The organism is Candidatus Zymogenaceae bacterium (assembly GCA_016931225.1).
Taxonomy (GTDB): domain Bacteria; phylum Desulfobacterota; class Zymogenia; order Zymogenales; family Zymogenaceae; genus JAFGFE01.
Map to the genome: position 1 here is coordinate 14,172 of JAFGFE010000039.1, position 16,651 is coordinate 30,822.

General features: G+C 57.6%; 18 protein-coding genes. 14 read left to right on the forward strand and 4 right to left on the reverse strand.

Annotated elements, in window-relative coordinates; translation table 11 throughout:
• Nucleotides 1–19: 19 nt before the first annotated feature.
• The 9 genes from JW885_14855 to JW885_14895 all read left to right on the forward strand — a co-directional run bounded on the left by JW885_14855 (nucleotide 20) and on the right by JW885_14895 (nucleotide 8,933).
• The gene (locus tag JW885_14855) at nucleotides 20–748 is read left to right on the forward strand and encodes a MotA/TolQ/ExbB proton channel family protein (protein MBN1883444.1); all 729 of its coding nucleotides are present in this window, start codon (nucleotides 20–22) and stop codon (nucleotides 746–748) included.
• Nucleotides 749–1,162 carry a protein TolR gene (gene tolR / locus JW885_14860; protein ID MBN1883445.1) on the forward strand — a complete coding sequence of 138 codons (414 nt, stop codon included), beginning with the start codon at nucleotides 749–751 and terminating at the stop codon, nucleotides 1,160–1,162.
• Nucleotides 1,162–2,187, forward strand: a complete 1,026-nt coding sequence (locus JW885_14865; GenBank protein MBN1883446.1) for a TonB C-terminal domain-containing protein — start codon at nucleotides 1,162–1,164, stop codon at nucleotides 2,185–2,187. Before tolR ends, JW885_14865 begins: the two co-directional genes overlap by 1 nt.
• 11 nt (nucleotides 2,188–2,198) lie before the next feature.
• Nucleotides 2,199–3,518, forward strand: a complete 1,320-nt coding sequence (tolB, locus tag JW885_14870) for a Tol-Pal system beta propeller repeat protein TolB (protein MBN1883447.1) — start codon at nucleotides 2,199–2,201, stop codon at nucleotides 3,516–3,518.
• A gap of 113 nt (nucleotides 3,519–3,631) precedes the next feature.
• Nucleotides 3,632–4,141: a peptidoglycan-associated lipoprotein Pal gene (gene pal, locus JW885_14875; GenBank protein ID MBN1883448.1), complete on the forward strand. Its 510-nt coding sequence runs from the start codon at nucleotides 3,632–3,634 to the stop codon at nucleotides 4,139–4,141.
• Between the two features lie 163 nt (nucleotides 4,142–4,304).
• Nucleotides 4,305–5,309: an AAA family ATPase gene (locus tag JW885_14880; protein MBN1883449.1), complete on the forward strand. Its 1,005-nt coding sequence runs from the start codon at nucleotides 4,305–4,307 to the stop codon at nucleotides 5,307–5,309.
• A complete protein-coding gene (locus JW885_14885) occupies nucleotides 5,306–6,148 on the forward strand; it encodes a stage 0 sporulation family protein (GenBank protein ID MBN1883450.1) in 843 nt (280 codons plus the stop codon). Before JW885_14880 ends, JW885_14885 begins: the two co-directional genes overlap by 4 nt.
• A 30-nt stretch (nucleotides 6,149–6,178) precedes the next feature.
• Complete coding sequence (gene metG / locus JW885_14890; GenBank protein MBN1883451.1) at nucleotides 6,179–8,131, forward strand: methionine--tRNA ligase; 1,953 nt, start codon at nucleotides 6,179–6,181, stop codon at nucleotides 8,129–8,131.
• A gap of 1 nt (nucleotide 8,132) precedes the next feature.
• On the forward strand, nucleotides 8,133–8,933 hold the full coding sequence (locus tag JW885_14895) for a TatD family hydrolase (protein MBN1883452.1): 801 nt from the start codon (nucleotides 8,133–8,135) through the stop codon (nucleotides 8,931–8,933).
• A gap of 90 nt (nucleotides 8,934–9,023) precedes the next feature.
• On the opposite strand, the gene JW885_14900 is transcribed toward JW885_14895, so the two are convergent.
• From JW885_14900 to JW885_14910, 3 genes are all read right to left on the reverse strand, one after another.
• Entirely contained in the window at nucleotides 9,024–9,590 is a 567-nt protein-coding gene (locus JW885_14900; protein ID MBN1883453.1) for a DNA-3-methyladenine glycosylase I, read from the reverse strand.
• Between the two features lie 31 nt (nucleotides 9,591–9,621).
• Nucleotides 9,622–10,857, reverse strand: coding sequence for a cellulase family glycosylhydrolase (locus JW885_14905; protein MBN1883454.1), 1,236 nt, complete (start codon nucleotides 10,855–10,857; stop codon nucleotides 9,622–9,624).
• A 207-nt stretch (nucleotides 10,858–11,064) separates the two neighbouring features.
• Nucleotides 11,065–11,859, reverse strand: a complete 795-nt coding sequence (locus JW885_14910; GenBank protein MBN1883455.1) for a 2-hydroxyglutaryl-CoA dehydratase — start codon at nucleotides 11,857–11,859, stop codon at nucleotides 11,065–11,067.
• Nucleotides 11,860–11,996: 137 nt separating this feature from the next.
• On the opposite strand from JW885_14910, the gene JW885_14915 reads away from it, so the two are divergent.
• On the forward strand, nucleotides 11,997–12,434 hold the full coding sequence (locus tag JW885_14915) for a hypothetical protein (GenBank protein ID MBN1883456.1): 438 nt from the start codon (nucleotides 11,997–11,999) through the stop codon (nucleotides 12,432–12,434).
• On the opposite strand, the gene JW885_14920 is transcribed toward JW885_14915, so the two are convergent.
• Nucleotides 12,425–13,216: a Sir2 family NAD-dependent protein deacetylase gene (locus JW885_14920; GenBank protein ID MBN1883457.1), complete on the reverse strand. Its 792-nt coding sequence runs from the start codon at nucleotides 13,214–13,216 to the stop codon at nucleotides 12,425–12,427. The genes JW885_14915 and JW885_14920 overlap by 10 nt on opposite strands.
• 48 nt (nucleotides 13,217–13,264) lie before the next feature.
• On the opposite strand from JW885_14920, the gene JW885_14925 reads away from it, so the two are divergent.
• The 4 genes from JW885_14925 to JW885_14940 all read left to right on the forward strand — a co-directional run bounded on the left by JW885_14925 (nucleotide 13,265) and on the right by JW885_14940 (nucleotide 16,492).
• Nucleotides 13,265–13,888 (forward strand): class I SAM-dependent methyltransferase, encoded by a 624-nt coding sequence (locus JW885_14925; protein ID MBN1883458.1) that lies wholly within the window; start codon nucleotides 13,265–13,267, stop codon nucleotides 13,886–13,888.
• 242 nt (nucleotides 13,889–14,130) lie between these two features.
• Nucleotides 14,131–14,892, forward strand: a complete 762-nt coding sequence (locus JW885_14930) for a competence/damage-inducible protein A (protein MBN1883459.1) — start codon at nucleotides 14,131–14,133, stop codon at nucleotides 14,890–14,892.
• A 172-nt stretch (nucleotides 14,893–15,064) separates the two neighbouring features.
• Nucleotides 15,065–16,135 (forward strand): site-2 protease family protein, encoded by a 1,071-nt coding sequence (locus tag JW885_14935; protein ID MBN1883460.1) that lies wholly within the window; start codon nucleotides 15,065–15,067, stop codon nucleotides 16,133–16,135.
• A gap of 15 nt (nucleotides 16,136–16,150) precedes the next feature.
• A complete protein-coding gene (locus tag JW885_14940; GenBank protein ID MBN1883461.1) occupies nucleotides 16,151–16,492 on the forward strand; it encodes a DUF3795 domain-containing protein in 342 nt (113 codons plus the stop codon).
• The last annotated feature ends 159 nt before the right edge of the window (nucleotides 16,493–16,651 follow it).

Below are 16,651 nucleotides of genomic sequence, written 5' to 3' on the forward strand. Positions count from 1 at the left end.
CGTTTTTTTGAGCGGCCCTGTGGAATTAAGCGCCCTCGAGACCATCTCCCAGGCCGGACCGGTGGTAAAGGGGGTACTGTTTATTCTCCTTGTCTTTTCGGTGGTGTCCTGGGGTATAATGTTTAATAAGTTCGCGGTCATACGGGCCGCCCGGGCGCAGTCAAAAAAGTTTTTGAGTATTTTCTGGACGAATCCTCGGTTGTCCCTCCTCTATGAGGAGGCGCGAAAGCTCCCCAAAAGCCCCCTGGCCCAGGTCTTTCGCGGCGGATATCAGGAGTTCAACCGAATGATCTCCACGGCCCGATCGGTCCGCGGCATCTCCCGGATGGCGGGGGTGTCCGATGAAGGGGACGCCGGGAGTCTGGGAACGGAGCTGTTCGGCGTTGAGAGCATCGAGCGGGTGCTGCGCCGCAACATCATGGAAGAGGTGACCAGGCTGGAGAGCAATCTGACGTTTCTGGCCACTACCGGCAGCACCTGTCCCTTTATCGGGCTGTTTGGCACCGTCTGGGGGATCATGAACGCCTTCAAGGGCATCGGGGTGAAGAGCTCCGCCAGCATCGCCGTCGTGTCGGCGGGCATCTCGGAAGCCCTCATCGCCACGGCGGTGGGGCTGTTCGCGGCGATCCCGGCGGTCGTGGCGTATAACTATTTCATCAGCAAAATCAAGGTGCTGACCACCGAGATGGATAATTTCTCCTTTGAATATCTCAACATCGTGGAGCGGCACCTCAAGCGAATGCGATAGATGCAGACCCCACAGAGAGACTACCGGACTCTTTCAGAGATAAACGTCACGCCCCTGGTGGATGTGATGCTGGTGCTGTTGATCATCTTCATGGTGACCGCGCCCATGCTCCACGAGGGCCTGGATGTGAACCTCCCCCAGGTACAGGGGGAGACCGTCTCGGGAGAGACCTCCACCATCACCGTTACCATCAACAGCGAAGGATATATTTATATCGACGGCGAGATCGTTGCGCTTGAGGACCTCAAGGGAGAGATTGAGAGGATGGTCATCATGTGGCCGGATAAAAAGGTGCTGCTCAAGGCCGATCGGAATATCTCCTACGGATATGTAATGAAGGTGATGTCGGCCCTGCGGAAGGCCGGCATTGTCGATGTGGGGATGGTGACGGAGCCTCCCCCGGAGGAGGAGTAATGCGCAACCGGCGGATTATATCCTCACTGGATCGCCCCCGTCGGGGCGTGTATGTGACGATCTGTATCTCGGCCCTGATCCATGTGGCCCTGTTTGTGCTGTTGGGGATTTACATGACCAGGGACAATGACGTGTCGCTCTACGGCGCCCCCTATACCGTGAGCCTTGTCCCCGATGATGTGGCGGGCGAGGGGGGCGAGGACGGGGTACCGGATGTGGAAGAGGTCATCGATAAGACCGTGGATCCGGCCGTCGGCGGCCCGGAGGAGGCGTCCGCACCCTCGAAAGACGAGGGGCTGGTCATGAAGGAGAAAGAGAAGGAGTCCCCTCCCGCCGAAAAAAAGGAAGAGACGCCGAAAGAGAAGGAGGAGGTAAAAGAGACGGTCGCGAAACCGCCGGAGCCGAAGGAAGAGCCCCCGTCCTACGAGGCTGAGGAGAAGGAATCCACGGCGGACCTGGACTCCGCCATTGAGAGCATCAGAAAGAATGTGGAACTGAAGGAAGAGGAGAAGCGACGGGAGGTCGAGGAGAAAGAAAGGGAACGCCTGGCGAAGGAGGAGGCGGAGCGGGCGACCCGGGAGGCCGAGGATAAAACGACGCCCGCATCTCCCGCGGGCGGTGGGGTCGGCCCCGGGGGTGGGACGCCGGCGGGTGAGAGAACTCCAGCGCCGGGAACCCCCGGCGGCGGCAGCCCCTTCGGCAGCGACAACATCTATGCCAGCGGCCCCACCGGCGGCGTGCCGGACATGGAATTTTCCGCCTACTATAATGATATCTGGAAGCGCATTCGATCCATGTGGTCGGTGCCCGAGGATCTCCTCGACCAGGAACTTGAGACGGTCCTGGGCATCCGCATCGCCCGGGACGGAACGATCGTAGATGTCTGGATGGAGGAGAGCTCGGGAAACAGTTATTACGATGATACCGCCCTCAGGGCGATCAGGAAGGCGAATCCCCTGGCGCCGCTGCCGGAAAAATACACCGGCGCCAGCATGGATGTCGGCATCAGGTTCAACGCGAATTAAGTAGAGGATATATGAAACAGGCGAGATCTCTCTTGATACTGCTGATGGCGATCGGATTTTTTGTATTTCCGACGGCGAAGAGCTCTGTGGGAAAGGTATATATCGATATCGACGCCCCCGGTTTTACGCAGTTTCCCATTGCGGTGCCGGAATTTGTCAACATGGCCCGCCGTGGAGACGACACGACCCTGGCCAAGGAAAGCCGGGAAGTGCTTCTCGACGACCTTTTCATGGCGGGCATCTTCGATGTGGTCGATCCGTCGCTCTATACCCCGAACCCGGACAAGAATGATCGGGTGGATAAAATCGACAGCAGGGTCTGGATGTCCCTGGGGGCCGAGGCGGTCATAAAAGGCGGGTATGAGAAGGTCGGCGATACGTTGGTGGTCGAGCTTCGGCTCTTCGACGTGGTCAATGACACGTTCATCTTCGGCCGGCGATACCGGGGGGGCGAGGAAGATTTCTCCCGCATGATCCACAAGTTCGCCGATGAGCTGATGCTGGAATACACCGGCGAGCCGGGCATCTTTCAGTCGATGATCTCGTTTACCACCGACCAGCACGGTGAGAAGGAAATCTACATCATGGACATCGACGGCCGGAACAAGATCCGCTGCACCAACAACGACGCCATCGATCTCTCCCCCGACTGGTCCCCGGACGGCACGAAGCTGGTGTACTGTTCCTTCAAGCAGCGCTATCCCCGCATCTTCACCGTGGATATCACCTCGTTTGTCGATACCCTCATCGCCTCGTACGACGGGATCAATATCTCGCCGTCCTACTCCCCGTCCGGTAGCATGATCGCCTTCACCTCCACCATGGAATACGACGCGAATATCTACGTGATGTCGGCAAGCGGGGGCGGCGTGAAGAAGGTCACCAGCGGCGACATCGATGTCTCACCCGCCTGGTCTCCCGACGGCTCCATGATCGCCTTCACATCGAACCGGGGAGGGGGACCGCAGATATACATCATGAATGTTTCCACCGGAAACGTTCGGCGCCTCACCTACTCCGGCGGGTATAATACTTCTCCGGCCTGGTCGCCGAAGGGAGACACCATCGCATATGTGGGTATCTCCGGGGGGCTGTTTCAGGTATATGTCATCAATACCGACGGCAGCGGCGCCATGCGCCTGACAAACAAGGGGGACAATGAAGATCCGACCTGGTCGCCGGATGGAAACCTCATCGCCTTTTCCTCGACCCGGGGCGGTGTGAGCAGGATATACTGGATGCGGGCCGACGGCTCGGACCAGACGATGATACCGGGAACCGGGGGGAATGATACCGCACCGGCCTGGTCCCCCCGGGTGGAGTTCAAGTAACCGAATGATAAAAGTGTTTGATACTCGATGTTTTTCGTGTATAGTAGAAAATGGTATTATAGGTTAAAGACACCGCATACCGTCGATATACATATTTCAAAGGAGGAATCCCGATGACCCGATATATACGTGTGGGCACGATGGTTTTTATTGCCGTTATTCTCATGGTGGGCCTGGGTTGCAGCAGGACCGTTAAGGAGATCGGCATGGGTACGGAAGATGTCGGTCCCACCGGTGTGATAGAGGGTGAGGACATCTCGGGAGGCAAATACCTGGACGGCACGCTGTACGGCCTTCAGGACATATATTTTGAATTCGATAAGTCCTCACTGACCATGGAGGCCCAGACAATCCTGCGGGAGAACGCCCAGTGGTTGACCGAAAACCCCACGGTAAACGTGGAGATAGAGGGTCACTGCGATGAGCGCGGCACGATAGAATACAACCTGGCCCTGGGCGATCGGCGGGCCAAGAGCGCCCGGGATTTTCTGATCAATCTCGGCATCAGCGCCACCCGCCTGAGCACCATCAGCTACGGGGAGGAAATGCCCCTGGATCCGGGACACAACGAGACCGCATGGGCGAAAAACCGCAGGGCCCATTTTACGATTATCGCCAAATAAATCGGCATAGAGATGAGCACCTCGGTCCCATCGTCGGGCCCGGAAAACCGCGGAACGAAGACCGCGCGTGATGATCGATACATCGTACCGATGACGAAACGGAAAGACCCCATGCGCATGCGTGTGGGGTCTTGTTGATTTATTTCAGGAGATGAAAACGGAAATGACACCGGCCGGTGAACAGGCAATCAGGTGGGATGGAATCGAGGGACAGGATCGCCCTACCGGGATTCTCTCCGGACTCTTCTTTTCCGATCGCATTCCCCACGCCCTGATTTTTTCCGGTCCCCCGGGAGTGGGAAAGCGGACCGCGGCAAAGCGGTTCGCCCAGGCCTTGGTGTGTCGGGGCATGGGTGCCCGCCCCTGTTTCGAGTGCGAACCGTGCCGCCGGGTCGCCAGGGATATGTTCCCGGACGTCATCAGCATCGAGATCCCCGAGGAGAAAAAAAACATCCCCATCGACATGATACGGGAGGTGGAGGAGATCATCGCTTTTCGTCCTTTTTCTGGGAATGTGCGGGTGATCATCATCGATCCGGCGGACATGATGTCCACATCAAGCCGGGCGGCCATTCTCAAGACCCTGGAGGAGCCGCCCTCGGGCACCCATTTCATTCTGATAACGAGCCGATTTTTCGCTTTACCCGCCACCATTGCGTCGCGATGTCAGCGGGTGCGCTTCAATCCGCTGCCCGTGGATATCGTCGCCGGGATCGTGGGTGAGTCGCCCGAATCGCCGGTGGTGGCGCTTTCCCGAGGGAGCGTCTCCCGGGCACAGTCGCTCAAGCAGGGTGGGTTGATCGCCGTCAGGGGTGAGCTGATCGAGGGGCTTGCCCGAATGGAGCACGACGATCCCGGGGAGATCGATCTTTTAGTGGAAAAACTCTCCAACTTTAAAGTTGAATTTTTTGATATTCTCGATATACTGCTAAACTGGTATCGCGATCTGATTGTCTACCACGAAACCGAAGCTGTGGGCGAGTTGACCGACAGCGGCCTCTGGCATGAACATAAAGGAGCATGGAGCGAAACGACGACGGCATCCCTGATGCAGTGCATCGATGAAATACGGGAAGCACAGCGCGCACGGCTGGTCAATAATGCAGATGTGCGCATCACCCTGTCGTTTTTGCTGATGACTCTGACGGAACTGAAATACAACAGATGAAACGTATTGTAGGCGTGCGCTTTCGCGAACGCGGCAAGATATATCAATTCGACGCGCTGGATTTCGAACTCGACACCTCTCAAAAGGTCGTACTGGAGACCGAGCGGGGTCTCTCTATCGGGACGGTGGCGACCCTTCCCCGGGAGACCGAGTACGGAGATTCAGAGCGTCCTCTCAAACCGGTGATTCGGCCCGCGAGTGAACAGGATCTGGCCACAGAATCCGAGAACAGTAGCCGGGAGATCGAGGCCAGGGAATACTGCAACGAGTGCATCGACAAGCACACCCTTGACATGCACCTGGTCGATGTGGAGCACCTCTTTGACGGCAGCAAGATCATCTTCTATTTCACCGCCGATCAGCGGGTGGATTTTCGCGCGCTGGTGAGGGATTTGGCCTCCCGGTTCCGCACACGCATCGAGATGCGGCAGATCGGCGTGAGAAACAAGGCGAAGTTGGTGGGCGGCGTCGGCTCCTGCGGACGGGTTCTGTGCTGCAATACGATTCTGAACACCTTCGAACCGGTCTCGGTGAAGATGGCGAAGGATCAGAATATCTCGCTCAATCCCTCGAAGATATCGGGCGTGTGCGGACGCCTCATGTGCTGCCTCAAGTATGAGTACGAGACGTATCTCGAAATGAAGAGGGAGATCCCGAAGTTGGGAAAACGGATCATGACCGAGCACGGCAAGGCCAAGGTCATCCGACAGAACGTCCTGGAGCGCCGGGTGACCGTTCTTCTGGAGGACGGCACCGAGATGGATCTGTGCGGTGAGACCCTCAAAAAGTGCGACACCGAGGCGAAAAACAGGCAGATAGAGAATGATCCAGAAGTATAACAGAACCCCCACCACCCAAGGGAGCACCCAGTGACTGCAGAGCATACAAACAAATTTTATATAACAACACCGATCTACTACGTGAATGCGTCGCCCCATATCGGGCATGCGTATACGACCATTATCGCAGACGTTCTGGCGAGATATCATCGCCTGGGCGGTTACGACTCTTTTTTCCTGACCGGCACCGACGAGCACGGCGACAAGGTGATGCGGGCGGCCCAGGACCGCGGTGTGTCTCCCAAGGAATACGCGGATGAAATCAGCGGGCAGTTTCGGGCGCTGTGGCCCGAGATCGCCATCACAAACGACCGTTTCATTAGGACCACAGACAAAGACCACGTGAAGGTCGTCCAGGGGATTTTGCAGAAGGTCTACGACAAGGGGGATATCTACTTCTCCTCCTACGGCGGACTCTACTGCACCGGCTGCGAGCGGTTCTACACCGAGCGGGAGCTGGTCGACGGGAAGTGTCCCGATCATCAGGTGGAGCCGGAATTCATCGAGGAGGAGAACTATTTCTTCAAGATGGGCTCGTACCAGGACTGGCTCATCGATCACATCAAAAAACATCCGGACTTCATCCGCCCCGAGCGCTACCGGAACGAGGCGCTTTCGTTTCTCTCAGAACCCTTGGAGGACCTCTGCATCTCCCGACCCAAGAGTCGTCTCGATTGGGGGATCGAGCTTCCCTTCGACACAAACTTCGTCTGCTATGTCTGGTTCGATGCTTTGATAAACTATCTCACCGGCGTCGGCTATCCGGACGGCGACGGATTCAAGACATACTGGCCGGCCTGCCAGCACCTGATCGCGAAGGATATCCTCAAACCCCACGGCATCTACTGGCCGACGATGCTCAAGGCGGCGGACATCGAGCCGTATCAGCATCTCAACGTCCACGGATACTGGAACGTGGAAGAATCGAAGATGAGCAAGTCCCTGGGCAACATCGTCCGCCCCCTCTCCCTCAAGGACAAGTACGGCCTCGACGCCTTTCGATACTACCTGACCCGGGATATGGTATTCGGCCTGGACGCCTCGTTTTCCGAGGAGGCGATGGTCGCCCGCATCAACGCGGATTTGGCAAACGACCTGGGCAACCTCATCAGCCGTAGCCTCACCATGGCCGTCAATTACTACCTCGGTCAGGTTCCAAATCCCGGGGGGCCGATAGGAGAGGCCGATGATGATCTCATCTCCACCGCCATGCGGGTCTTGAGTGAATACAAGAAGGGGATGGAGTCTCTGGCGTTTCACAAGGCGCTGATAGCGATCTGGGAGCTCATCGGCGCCGCCAACCGTTACATCGTGGAAAACCAGCCCTGGGAGCTGAAGAAGGATCCGTCGCAGGAGAGTCGGCTGTCCCGTGTCATATATAACATCCTGGAGACGCTCCGGTTCGTGGGGACGCTTCTCATCCCCTTCATGCCCAATGCCGCCGAGGATATCCTCGATCGTATCGGGGTGCGGGCGGATTTTTCGAAAAAACGCCTGGACGAGCTGGACAGTTGGGGCGGCCTCCCTCCGGGCGCCCAGGTCGTGGTGGGAGAGTCGCTCTTTCCCAGAATAGACGTGAAAAAGGTCTTGTCTGCGGATTCGGAAAAGCCGAAACAGAAACAAAAAAAGAAACAGAAGAAGGACGCGGCCGTGGAAGTGCTGGAATTCGACGACTTCAAGAAGGTTGAGCTGGCGGTGGGACTGGTGAAGGACGCCGTCCCAATCGAGAAATCGAAAAAGCTCCTGAAGCTGACGGTGGATCTGGGTGAAGACGCCCCCCGGACCGTTGTGGCGGGGATTGCGGAGTTTTACTCCCCCGATGAAATCGTGGGCAAACGCATCATCGTGGTGGCCAATCTCAAGCCCGCGACCCTCATGGGGGTGACGTCCCAGGGGATGTTGCTCGCGGTCCAGGATGACGATGTCGGCATGTCGCTTGTGACCGTGGATAAGGACACGGCCCCCGGCGGGAGGCTCTCCTGATATGCTCATCGACTCCCACGCCCATCTGGACATGTACGCGGCCGGGAGCGAGCGGGACGGGGTGATCGAACGGGCCCGGAACGCGGGGCTTTCGGCCATCGTCACCGTCGGCATCGATCCTGACTCCTCCACGGAATCGGTGCGCATTGCGGAAGCCAACGATGACATCTTCACCATCATCGGGGTCCATCCCCACGATGCGAAGAAGGTGGATGATCACGTCCTTGACGGCATACGAAAGCTCGCACAGAATAAGAAGGTGGTGGGCATCGGCGAGACCGGGCTTGATTTTTTCCGGAACCTGTCGCCCCAGGCCGTGCAGATGAAGATATTTTCCGATTTTCTTCACCTCTCCGGCGAGCTGAACCTACCGGTGATCATCCACGACCGGGACGCCCACGAGGCGGTGCTGGACTATCTCACCGCGTACAAAAATTCATACGTGCCGGGGATCATTCACTGTTTTTCCGGGGACTGGAAATACGCGAAGATCTGCATGGACCTCGGGTTTTACATCTCGATCGCCGGCCCGGTGACGTTTCCCAAGGCGAAGACGCTGCATGGGGTGGTCAAGAAGCTCCCCGCCGACCGCATCCTCCTGGAGACCGACAGCCCCTTTCTGACCCCGGCGCCCCACCGGGGCAAGCAGAACGAGCCGGCGTATGTCGTCCACACCGCGAAGGCCGTGGCGGAGCTCCGGGGGGAGGACGTCGAGAAGGTATATGCAGAGACGACCCGAAACGTCCGGGACGTCCTCGGTCTCGATACTCTCACGAAGGACGACGCCGAAACCGCTCAGTAAGTGTATCCTCCTTTTTTCCTCCCATGAAGTATCTTTTTTGACCGTCGATGCAATCGTCGATGATGTCACCGTTCGGGCATGGTTGTGGTGTCATGTCTCGGTCCAGGGGACGGTCAGAGCGTCGATGATCATCTGTCTGCGAAAACAGCTTGTCAGGTGATCGTTGACGAATCCCATCGACTGGAGGTGGGCGTAGACGGTGGTGGGGCCGACGAAGGAAAAGCCCTCCTTCTTGAGGATTTTCGCAAGCCGCGTGGATTTTTCAGTGTGGGGGGGAATCTCCGAGTCCTTCGTGAAGCGGTTGACCACGACCTTCCCCCCGAATGCCTCGAAAAGGAAGCCGCCGAAGGAGCCCTCCCGCTCTTGAATCTCAAGCACTCTCCGGGCGTTGTTCAGCACGGAGTTGACCTTCCGTCGGTTTCGAATGCCGCCGGGATCCTGGAGAATCTTCTCAACACTATTTTCGTCGAATTCCGCCACGGCCGCCGGGTCGAAGTCGGCGAAGATTCTATTGAGATGACCCCGCTTTTTCAGGATCGTCGTCCAGCTCAGGCCGGATTGAAACCCCTCCAGGCTCAGGTGCTCGAAATGCGCCCGATCATCCATGGTAAAGGCCCCCCACTCGGTATCGTGGTAGGGGGCGAGGTATTCCCCCATCGCCCAGGTACAGCGGGCGTCCCGCGTATCGTCAGCGGAAGGTGGAGGGACGGACACTGTTTTTCTCCCAGAATGATGTTATGACGGATATCAATTCGTTTCCCGGGTTTTCTATGTGGCAGGACGGGTCCGGGCCGAACAGGAAGTTGAAGTCGTCGTTGTCGGCATAGGGCTCCCACGCGGCGTGCCAGGCCCAGATCGCGTGGTTCATCCCCATCGATTCGAAGACATCCATCTGGTCGGACAGGAACGCCGCCCCGCCGGGGACCCAGCGGACCACGCCGAACTCATTGACCGCGACCGCAACATTATGATCGCTCTGGTATCGCCGCACGGTGTCCATGAGGGTGTCGATCCACTCCCGGCTGAAGTCCTCCTTCGTCCCGTCCCAGTCCGTATCCAGGGAGCCGGGATAGAGGATATTCTTTCGCTTTCCCTGGTGGGTATATTCAAAGGGGGCGTATTGATGGACGGTGTAGACGATATGGGGATCGTCCATCGGCACAAGCCAGGGGAGCCATTCGACGGCGCTGTAGGACATTCCCCCCACCAGGATCGGGACTGTCGGATCGACCTCCCGGATGGCCGAGACGATGGGCGGATACATCCGGTTCCAGTCCACGGATGTGCCCTTGAACCGGGCGTAGAATTCCTCCGGCTCCCAGATATCATACACCTCGTTGATGTTCGGCTCCACCATCAGGTCAAAGCCCGCAATAACCGGATTGTCCCGGTAGCGCTCGGCGGTGTAACGCCACATTGCGGCCCATCCTTCCTGTGCTTCGGGATCGTCCCAGACGCTGTTGTTGATATATGATGCGGGAAACCACCCCTCGTCGCCGTAGTAGAATGTGAACTCGCTCCTGCCGGGGCCGGTGCGAAAACTGACGACCACGAAGAGGTCCGCCTTTTTTGCCATCTCAATGAGTCCATCCAGGTGTTCCACCATCGCGGGATCGGGTTCGTAGGGGGGCGTTTCCGTATAAATCCCCGGGTGGGAGATGTTGACGTAATTTGCCCCCAGGGCCGATAGACGATCGAAATCCGCCTGGGTAAAGGGCGGGCCGATGGGGCCGCCTCCCATATATTCTGTGCCGTCCAGCTCCGGGTAAACCCTGCGGAGATGAATGTTTGCACCCCGGAGCATTGTATCCCCGCTCCAGAGGCGGAAGACGTCTCCGGCGTAGGTTTTTGGGCAGAAGAACACGGCGCCCAAAAGGATTATCGCACAGGCGAACATGCTCCCAAAAAAACGAACGTTACGCATGACCCACTCCTCCTCATACTGTTTTGTATGCGCACCGACATACATAAGAAAGCATAGAGGGTCTCGATAATCGATTCGGTTAAAAAAGGTGAGAGACCGCCGGATGACGATTGAGCGTATGGAAAGTATTCCTTAAAAATATTTTATTTGTATATATGCTGTATAAACGAGCGGCGGGTTATTTTCCCCACCCCTTAATATTTGCCGTCAGTCCGCGGCTTTTTCCCCGGCCTCCCGGGCGAGGAGCGCCGCCCCCAGGGCCCCGGCGATCTGGGAGAGTTCAGAAATATGGATATCGTACCCGAGATTTTTCGACAGCGCCCGGACGACGCCCACGTTCTTGGAAACCCCGCCGGTCAGGACCACGTCGTCGGCGATGGGCACCCGGCGGGCCATGGAGGCGACGCGGCTGGTGATGGCGTCGTGGATGCCGGCGATGATGTCCTGTTTGGGGAGGCCCTGGGCGATCTGAGAGATGACCTCGCTTTCGGCGAAGACGGTGCACATGCTCGATATTTTCGCAGGGTGTTCCGAGGTCAGTGAGAGGGAGCCGAAGCTGTCGAGATCCACCTCCAGGGCGTGGGCCATCACCTCCAGGAACCGCCCCGTTCCGGCGGCGCACTTTTCGTTCATGACGAAGTCCTTCACCCGGCCGGTCCCGTCGATGGACATGGCCTTGGAATCCTGTCCGCCGATATCTATGACGGTTCGAGCCTGTGGGAAGAGATAATTCGCCCCCTTGGCGTGGCAGGTGATCTCCGTGACCTGTTTGTGGGCGAAGGGGACATTGACCCGGCCGTAACCGGTGGAGATGATATATTCCAGGTCGTCGAGGGTGAGCGTCGTCTCTTCGAGACATGCGTTCATGACCCGGTGCGCGTTTTCCGTGCTGTTGTATCCGGACTGGATCACCCGGTGGCAGACGATCTCCCCGTTTGTGATGATGACCGCCTTGGCGGTGAGTGAGCCCAGGTCCACGCCGGCGAAGTACATAATAGCTATATTCCTTTTAAGGGGACTGTATCTTTTTAAGTCTAACGGGAGTCGGGCCGGGTGTCAAGAATATATAAACGGCGGAAAATCCATATCTCGATGAACGGCCCCGCAGGTGGTATACTGATACAAAGGAGGAAGCCGGTATGATTCTCAGAAAGTATTGTATTATCCCGGCGCTTGTGGGCCTATTCATCGTGGCCTCGTGCGCGCCGATGGCGGTGAAGGGAGAGGGAGTCGAATCACCCGTGGTCCGGGTGGAAGTGGTCAATCCGAACGTCGTTTTGAACGTGGACGATCCGACGAGGATGTACGTCTCGGTCGTCAATCTGACCGACGAAACGCTGGATGGTCTGGAATTCTCGGTCAGGATGCATCCGACGTATCAGATAGACCTGTCGTACCTGGGCGGGGACATCGATCCGATTCCGCCCCGGGGAAGCTGGTCGCCGCCGGGCGGTGTGGGAATCCGGGCGCGGGTGACCGGGAGGGTGGTCATCACGTTTGAGGTTCAAAGAGACGGTGTGCCCCTTGCGAAGGACATCGCCTATGTGAGAATTGCTCCCGATCCGTTCTACGAGTAGGCACCCCTTCGGGCGTCGGTGATGGCGTCCGCTGTCTCCTCAAGGCCCCCCCGGATGACGACGTCCGCCCTCCCATCGAGGGGCGTGGGGGTGCGGTTGATGATGATCAGACGAGCGCCGCTCTCGATCGCCGCCGCAGGGATGTGTGCCGCGGGAATCACCGTCAGTGACGATCCCATCACGATACACAGGTCCGCCCTCGCCGCGTGATAAAAGGCGAGACTGATATCGTCCATGGGGAGACGATCGCCGAAGAGCACCACTTTTGGCTTGATGACGCCCCTGCATTCCTCACAGCGGGGTGGGAAGCGCTTTTTGTCAAGATGTGTGGCCAGGTCGTCGAGGGAGTACTCCCGGCCGCAGCCCAGGCACGAGCCGCTCCTGAGATGGCCGTGAAGCTCGAAGACCGTCCGACTTCCCGCCGTCTGGTGCAGCCCATCGATATTCTGGGTGATCACCGCCGAGAGCTTTCCCTCCTCCTCCAACTTCGCCAGAAAACGGTGGGCGCGGGTGGGCTCGGCGCTCATGAGGGTGGTGAGCAGCGGAAGGCCCCGGCGGTAGAACGCCCCCGGAAACAGGCGGAATCCGAGTGACGTAAACGCGATGAGCTGGGTGAGCTTACCGGTGGTTTCCCACAGCCCGGTGTCGGGGCTCCTGAAATCGGGGATTCCCGCCTCGGTGCTGATTCCCGCCCCGGTAAAGGCGATTATGCGCCTGGATGTCTCTATCAGCTTTGCTGCGGCCTCTATCATAGCCACATCCCCCGTTTTTGCCGTTTTCATTTTATATCGAGTATGATACTCTAACTGCGGTATTGTACCATATCGCATGTGCGATGTTCCATATTGGAGGGATTTCTGGGGGAAAAAAACGGCATACCGTGTCTTCATACCCGCTGGGACAAGCGTTTCGCCCTGGAGGACCCAATGGTGTGGAGTCGTCCGTCCAGATTGTTGAGGGATCATATCGCCCTGTTTCCGGAAGGCAGGGCGCTGGATGTGGCCTCGGGTCCGGGAAGAAACGCGGCGTTTCTCGCCCGCCGAGGATTCATCGTGGATGCGGTCGATAACTCCCGAGAGGGCCTCCTCATGGCCGATCGGCTCCTGAAGGGAGCGGGCGGCGGCATCAGGGGGAGGGTCAACCTGATACAGGCCGACCTGACCGAATACATAGTCAAACCCCGCCGCTATGATCTGATCGTGTGCTTTTACTACCTCGATCGCGGGCTCCTGAATGAACTGATCGCGGGGCTGAAGGAGGGCGGCTACCTGGTGTTTGAGACGTTCACGAAACACCATCGGGGATATACATCCAAGAGCAACCCCGATCATTACCTCGACGAAAACGAGCTTCTCGGCCTATGCCGTGGGATGTACATCCTGTTCTACCGGGAGGGAATCGTCGTCGAGAATCGACAGGTGAAGGCGATTGCCCAGATAATCGCCAGGAAATAGACTCACGGACGGCGCCGCGGCGCCGACACCGTCGAAGGTGGACGTGCGATTCCACCGTTTCTCCCTTTTCGATCGGGGACAAGGGCGGCGGTGTGAGCAAACGCCCGGACCTTCGCGGGGGAGAAAAACGAAAAGCGGACCGGGATATCTTTACACGGAAGTAAAACGGTGCTCGCCGCTCATTTCCAAAGGGTGAGGCGGAGATTGTATTTCGAGAGAGACATTCAGACACGGAGCAATATATGTCGACCATTATCATCACCATCGGAAACGAGATTCTCACCGGACACATCCAGGACACGAACACCCGATGGATGGCCCAGCGCCTGTTCTTCCTGGGCGAAGACCTTGAGCGGGTGATCATCATCGGCGACGACAGAAACGCATTGTCCGGACTGATACGGGAGTGCGTCGGTCGCGTGGACTACCTGTTCATCTGCGGCGGCCTGGGCGCCACGCCGGACGATGTGACCATGAGTGCCGTGGGGGACGCCCTGGAGAGAAGGTGTGTGGTATCCGACGAGGCCCTGAGTCACATGGAATATCTCTCGACGTTTCTCATGGAGAAGGGATTTATCAAACAGAAGATGGAGGTAAACGACGCCGTCAGAAAGATGGCGACGGTCATAGAAGGCTCGACGGTGCTGGAGAACAAAGCCGGCTTCTGCCCCGGCGTGACCGATACCGTGGGGGATACCCGCATCTTCGTGCTTCCCGGGGTGCCCCAGGAGCTCAAGACCATCTTCACCGACCAGATAGAAAACAGGTACATACGGCCGAACCACAATCGCTTTATTGACGAGATCGTCCTGTCCGAGGTGGAGGCCCGTATCGCCCACCTGATAGCCAAGCTCAACGAGGATTTTCCCGGCGTGTCGGTCGGATCGTATCCGACATACGGCGCCAAAACCCTGGTCATCCGGGCCGTGGGCGAAGATGAACAGCAGGTGAGAAAGGTCCTCGAGGAGATACAGAGCTATTCCGACTCGCTGCCGGAGTTATAGGACGACCGGCCCCGGGATCACCGTTCATGTTTCCATGGAGAACACCGGTGGATATCCCATGCCGATAGGTGTTTGCACATAAGCCGCGGTGTGTGAATGAGGGGGTGATTTTCTCCCTCGATTGGGGTAGTATACACGAAAGAACAGTTTGAAAAATCCGGAGAAACCAGGCATGAAATGGTCATTCAAGATCGGTTCCATCTTCTCCATACCGATCAAGGTACATATCACGTTTCTCATCCTGCTGCTGTTCGTGGCCCTGGTGGGGGATGATCTTCACCAGAGCATCTACGGCGTTCTGTTTGTGATACTCGTGTTTTTCTGCGTTATTATTCATGAGCTTTCCCACAGCCTGGTGGCGATTCACTTCGGCCACCGGGTTCGCTCGATCATCCTCCTTCCCATCGGGGGCATGGCGCAGATGGACGAGATACCCGACGATCCGAAGCAGGAGATTCTCATCTCCATTGCCGGTCCCCTGGCCAGCATCGCCGTGTCGGGGATTTTGCTGGGCGTGCTCGCGGCGACGGAGACTCCCATTACATTCTGGAGCGGGGAGTCGTTTTTCGACGGGAATCTGGTGCTGAACCTGTTCTGGATCAACCTGATTCTGGCGGCTTTCAATATCATACCCGCCTTCCCTATGGACGGGGGACGGGTTCTGCGGGGCATCCTGGGTATGTTCATGGAGCACATGAAAGCCACCCGCATCGCCGTGTTCATCGGGCAGATGCTGGCCATCGTCCTCTTTTTGACCGGGATACTCTATAACTGGTGGCTGGCATTGATCGCCGTGTTTATATACATCGGCGCCGAGGGCGAGGAGCGTGTCTGGGCCATGCGCACGGCCCTGGCCGACGCGCCGGTAAAAGAGGTGATGCTGAAGGATTTTGTCTCGTTTTCCCCGAACGACACCATCAAGACGGCATCGGAGGCCTTTCTGCATACGCTTCAGGGGAATTTCCCGGTGCTTTTCGGGGATTCCCTCATCGGCGTGCTTACCCGGGAGGATATCATACAGGGAATCGCCGAGGGGAGGGAGGCCGACCGTATCGCCGATGTGATGAACAGGGAATTCGACGTCACCACGGAAAATACGAAGTTGGTTACGCTTTACAAGGAGATGAGCGAAAAGCGCATCTCCATGATGCCGGTGATGCGACAGGATACACTTGTGGGAATCGTCACCATGGAACAGATCGGTCGGTACCACATGCTGTCCGCGGCCCGGAGCGCTCGCTGAAAAAAGGAGGAGAGTATGGATCGAATGATTGCATTCTGTGGATTGATATGCACCGATTGCCCCGCCTACCAGGCAACCCAGGCCGACGATCTTGCCGGTGCACAGGAAACGGCGGCACTCTGGTCGAAGGAGTACGGCGTGAACGTGCAGGTTGAAGACGTCTGGTGCGACGGCTGCCTGGTTGAGGGGAAGAAGTGCGCCCACTGTGCCGTGTGCGCCGTCCGGAAGTGCGCGGTGAAGCGGGGTGTTGTGCACTGCGGCGCCTGCGCCGATTTTGCCTGCGGCACCATTGAGCAGATATTCGCCGTAGCGCCGGAGGCCCGGGAGGTACTGGAGGCGGAGGGAAAAAAGGGATAACAGGGGGCCGTTTGCCCGGAATTTTATGCCATACAGACGTTTTTTTACTCTTACCGGCGGTTTTATTGACCGCCGGTCAATTTTTTCATTTTTTATCTTGACACAGCACCTTTCACCCTTATAATATCCGAAACATTTTTTCACCGCTTGTATGAAAAC

What these genes read in the sequence shown, in the direction of transcription:
- tolR (MBN1883445.1), top strand. Translation starts at nt 749, where the DNA reads ATGCAGACCCCACAGAGAGACTACCGGACTCTTTCAGAGATAAACGTC.
- JW885_14865 (MBN1883446.1), top strand. Translation starts at nt 1,162, where the DNA reads ATGCGCAACCGGCGGATTATATCCTCACTGGATCGCCCCCGTCGGGGC.
- tolB (MBN1883447.1), top strand. Translation starts at nt 2,199, where the DNA reads ATGAAACAGGCGAGATCTCTCTTGATACTGCTGATGGCGATCGGATTT.
- pal (MBN1883448.1), top strand. Translation starts at nt 3,632, where the DNA reads ATGACCCGATATATACGTGTGGGCACGATGGTTTTTATTGCCGTTATT.
- JW885_14880 (MBN1883449.1), top strand. Translation starts at nt 4,305, where the DNA reads ATGACACCGGCCGGTGAACAGGCAATCAGGTGGGATGGAATCGAGGGA.
- JW885_14885 (MBN1883450.1), top strand. Translation starts at nt 5,306, where the DNA reads ATGAAACGTATTGTAGGCGTGCGCTTTCGCGAACGCGGCAAGATATAT.
- JW885_14895 (MBN1883452.1), top strand. Translation starts at nt 8,133, where the DNA reads ATGCTCATCGACTCCCACGCCCATCTGGACATGTACGCGGCCGGGAGC.
- JW885_14900 (MBN1883453.1), bottom strand. Translation starts at nt 9,590, where the DNA reads ATGGGGGAATACCTCGCCCCCTACCACGATACCGAGTGGGGGGCCTTT.
- JW885_14905 (MBN1883454.1), bottom strand. Translation starts at nt 10,857, where the DNA reads ATGCGTAACGTTCGTTTTTTTGGGAGCATGTTCGCCTGTGCGATAATC.
- JW885_14915 (MBN1883456.1), top strand. Translation starts at nt 11,997, where the DNA reads ATGATTCTCAGAAAGTATTGTATTATCCCGGCGCTTGTGGGCCTATTC.
- JW885_14920 (MBN1883457.1), bottom strand. Translation starts at nt 13,216, where the DNA reads ATGAAAACGGCAAAAACGGGGGATGTGGCTATGATAGAGGCCGCAGCA.
- JW885_14930 (MBN1883459.1), top strand. Translation starts at nt 14,131, where the DNA reads ATGTCGACCATTATCATCACCATCGGAAACGAGATTCTCACCGGACAC.
- JW885_14935 (MBN1883460.1), top strand. Translation starts at nt 15,065, where the DNA reads ATGAAATGGTCATTCAAGATCGGTTCCATCTTCTCCATACCGATCAAG.
- JW885_14940 (MBN1883461.1), top strand. Translation starts at nt 16,151, where the DNA reads ATGGATCGAATGATTGCATTCTGTGGATTGATATGCACCGATTGCCCC.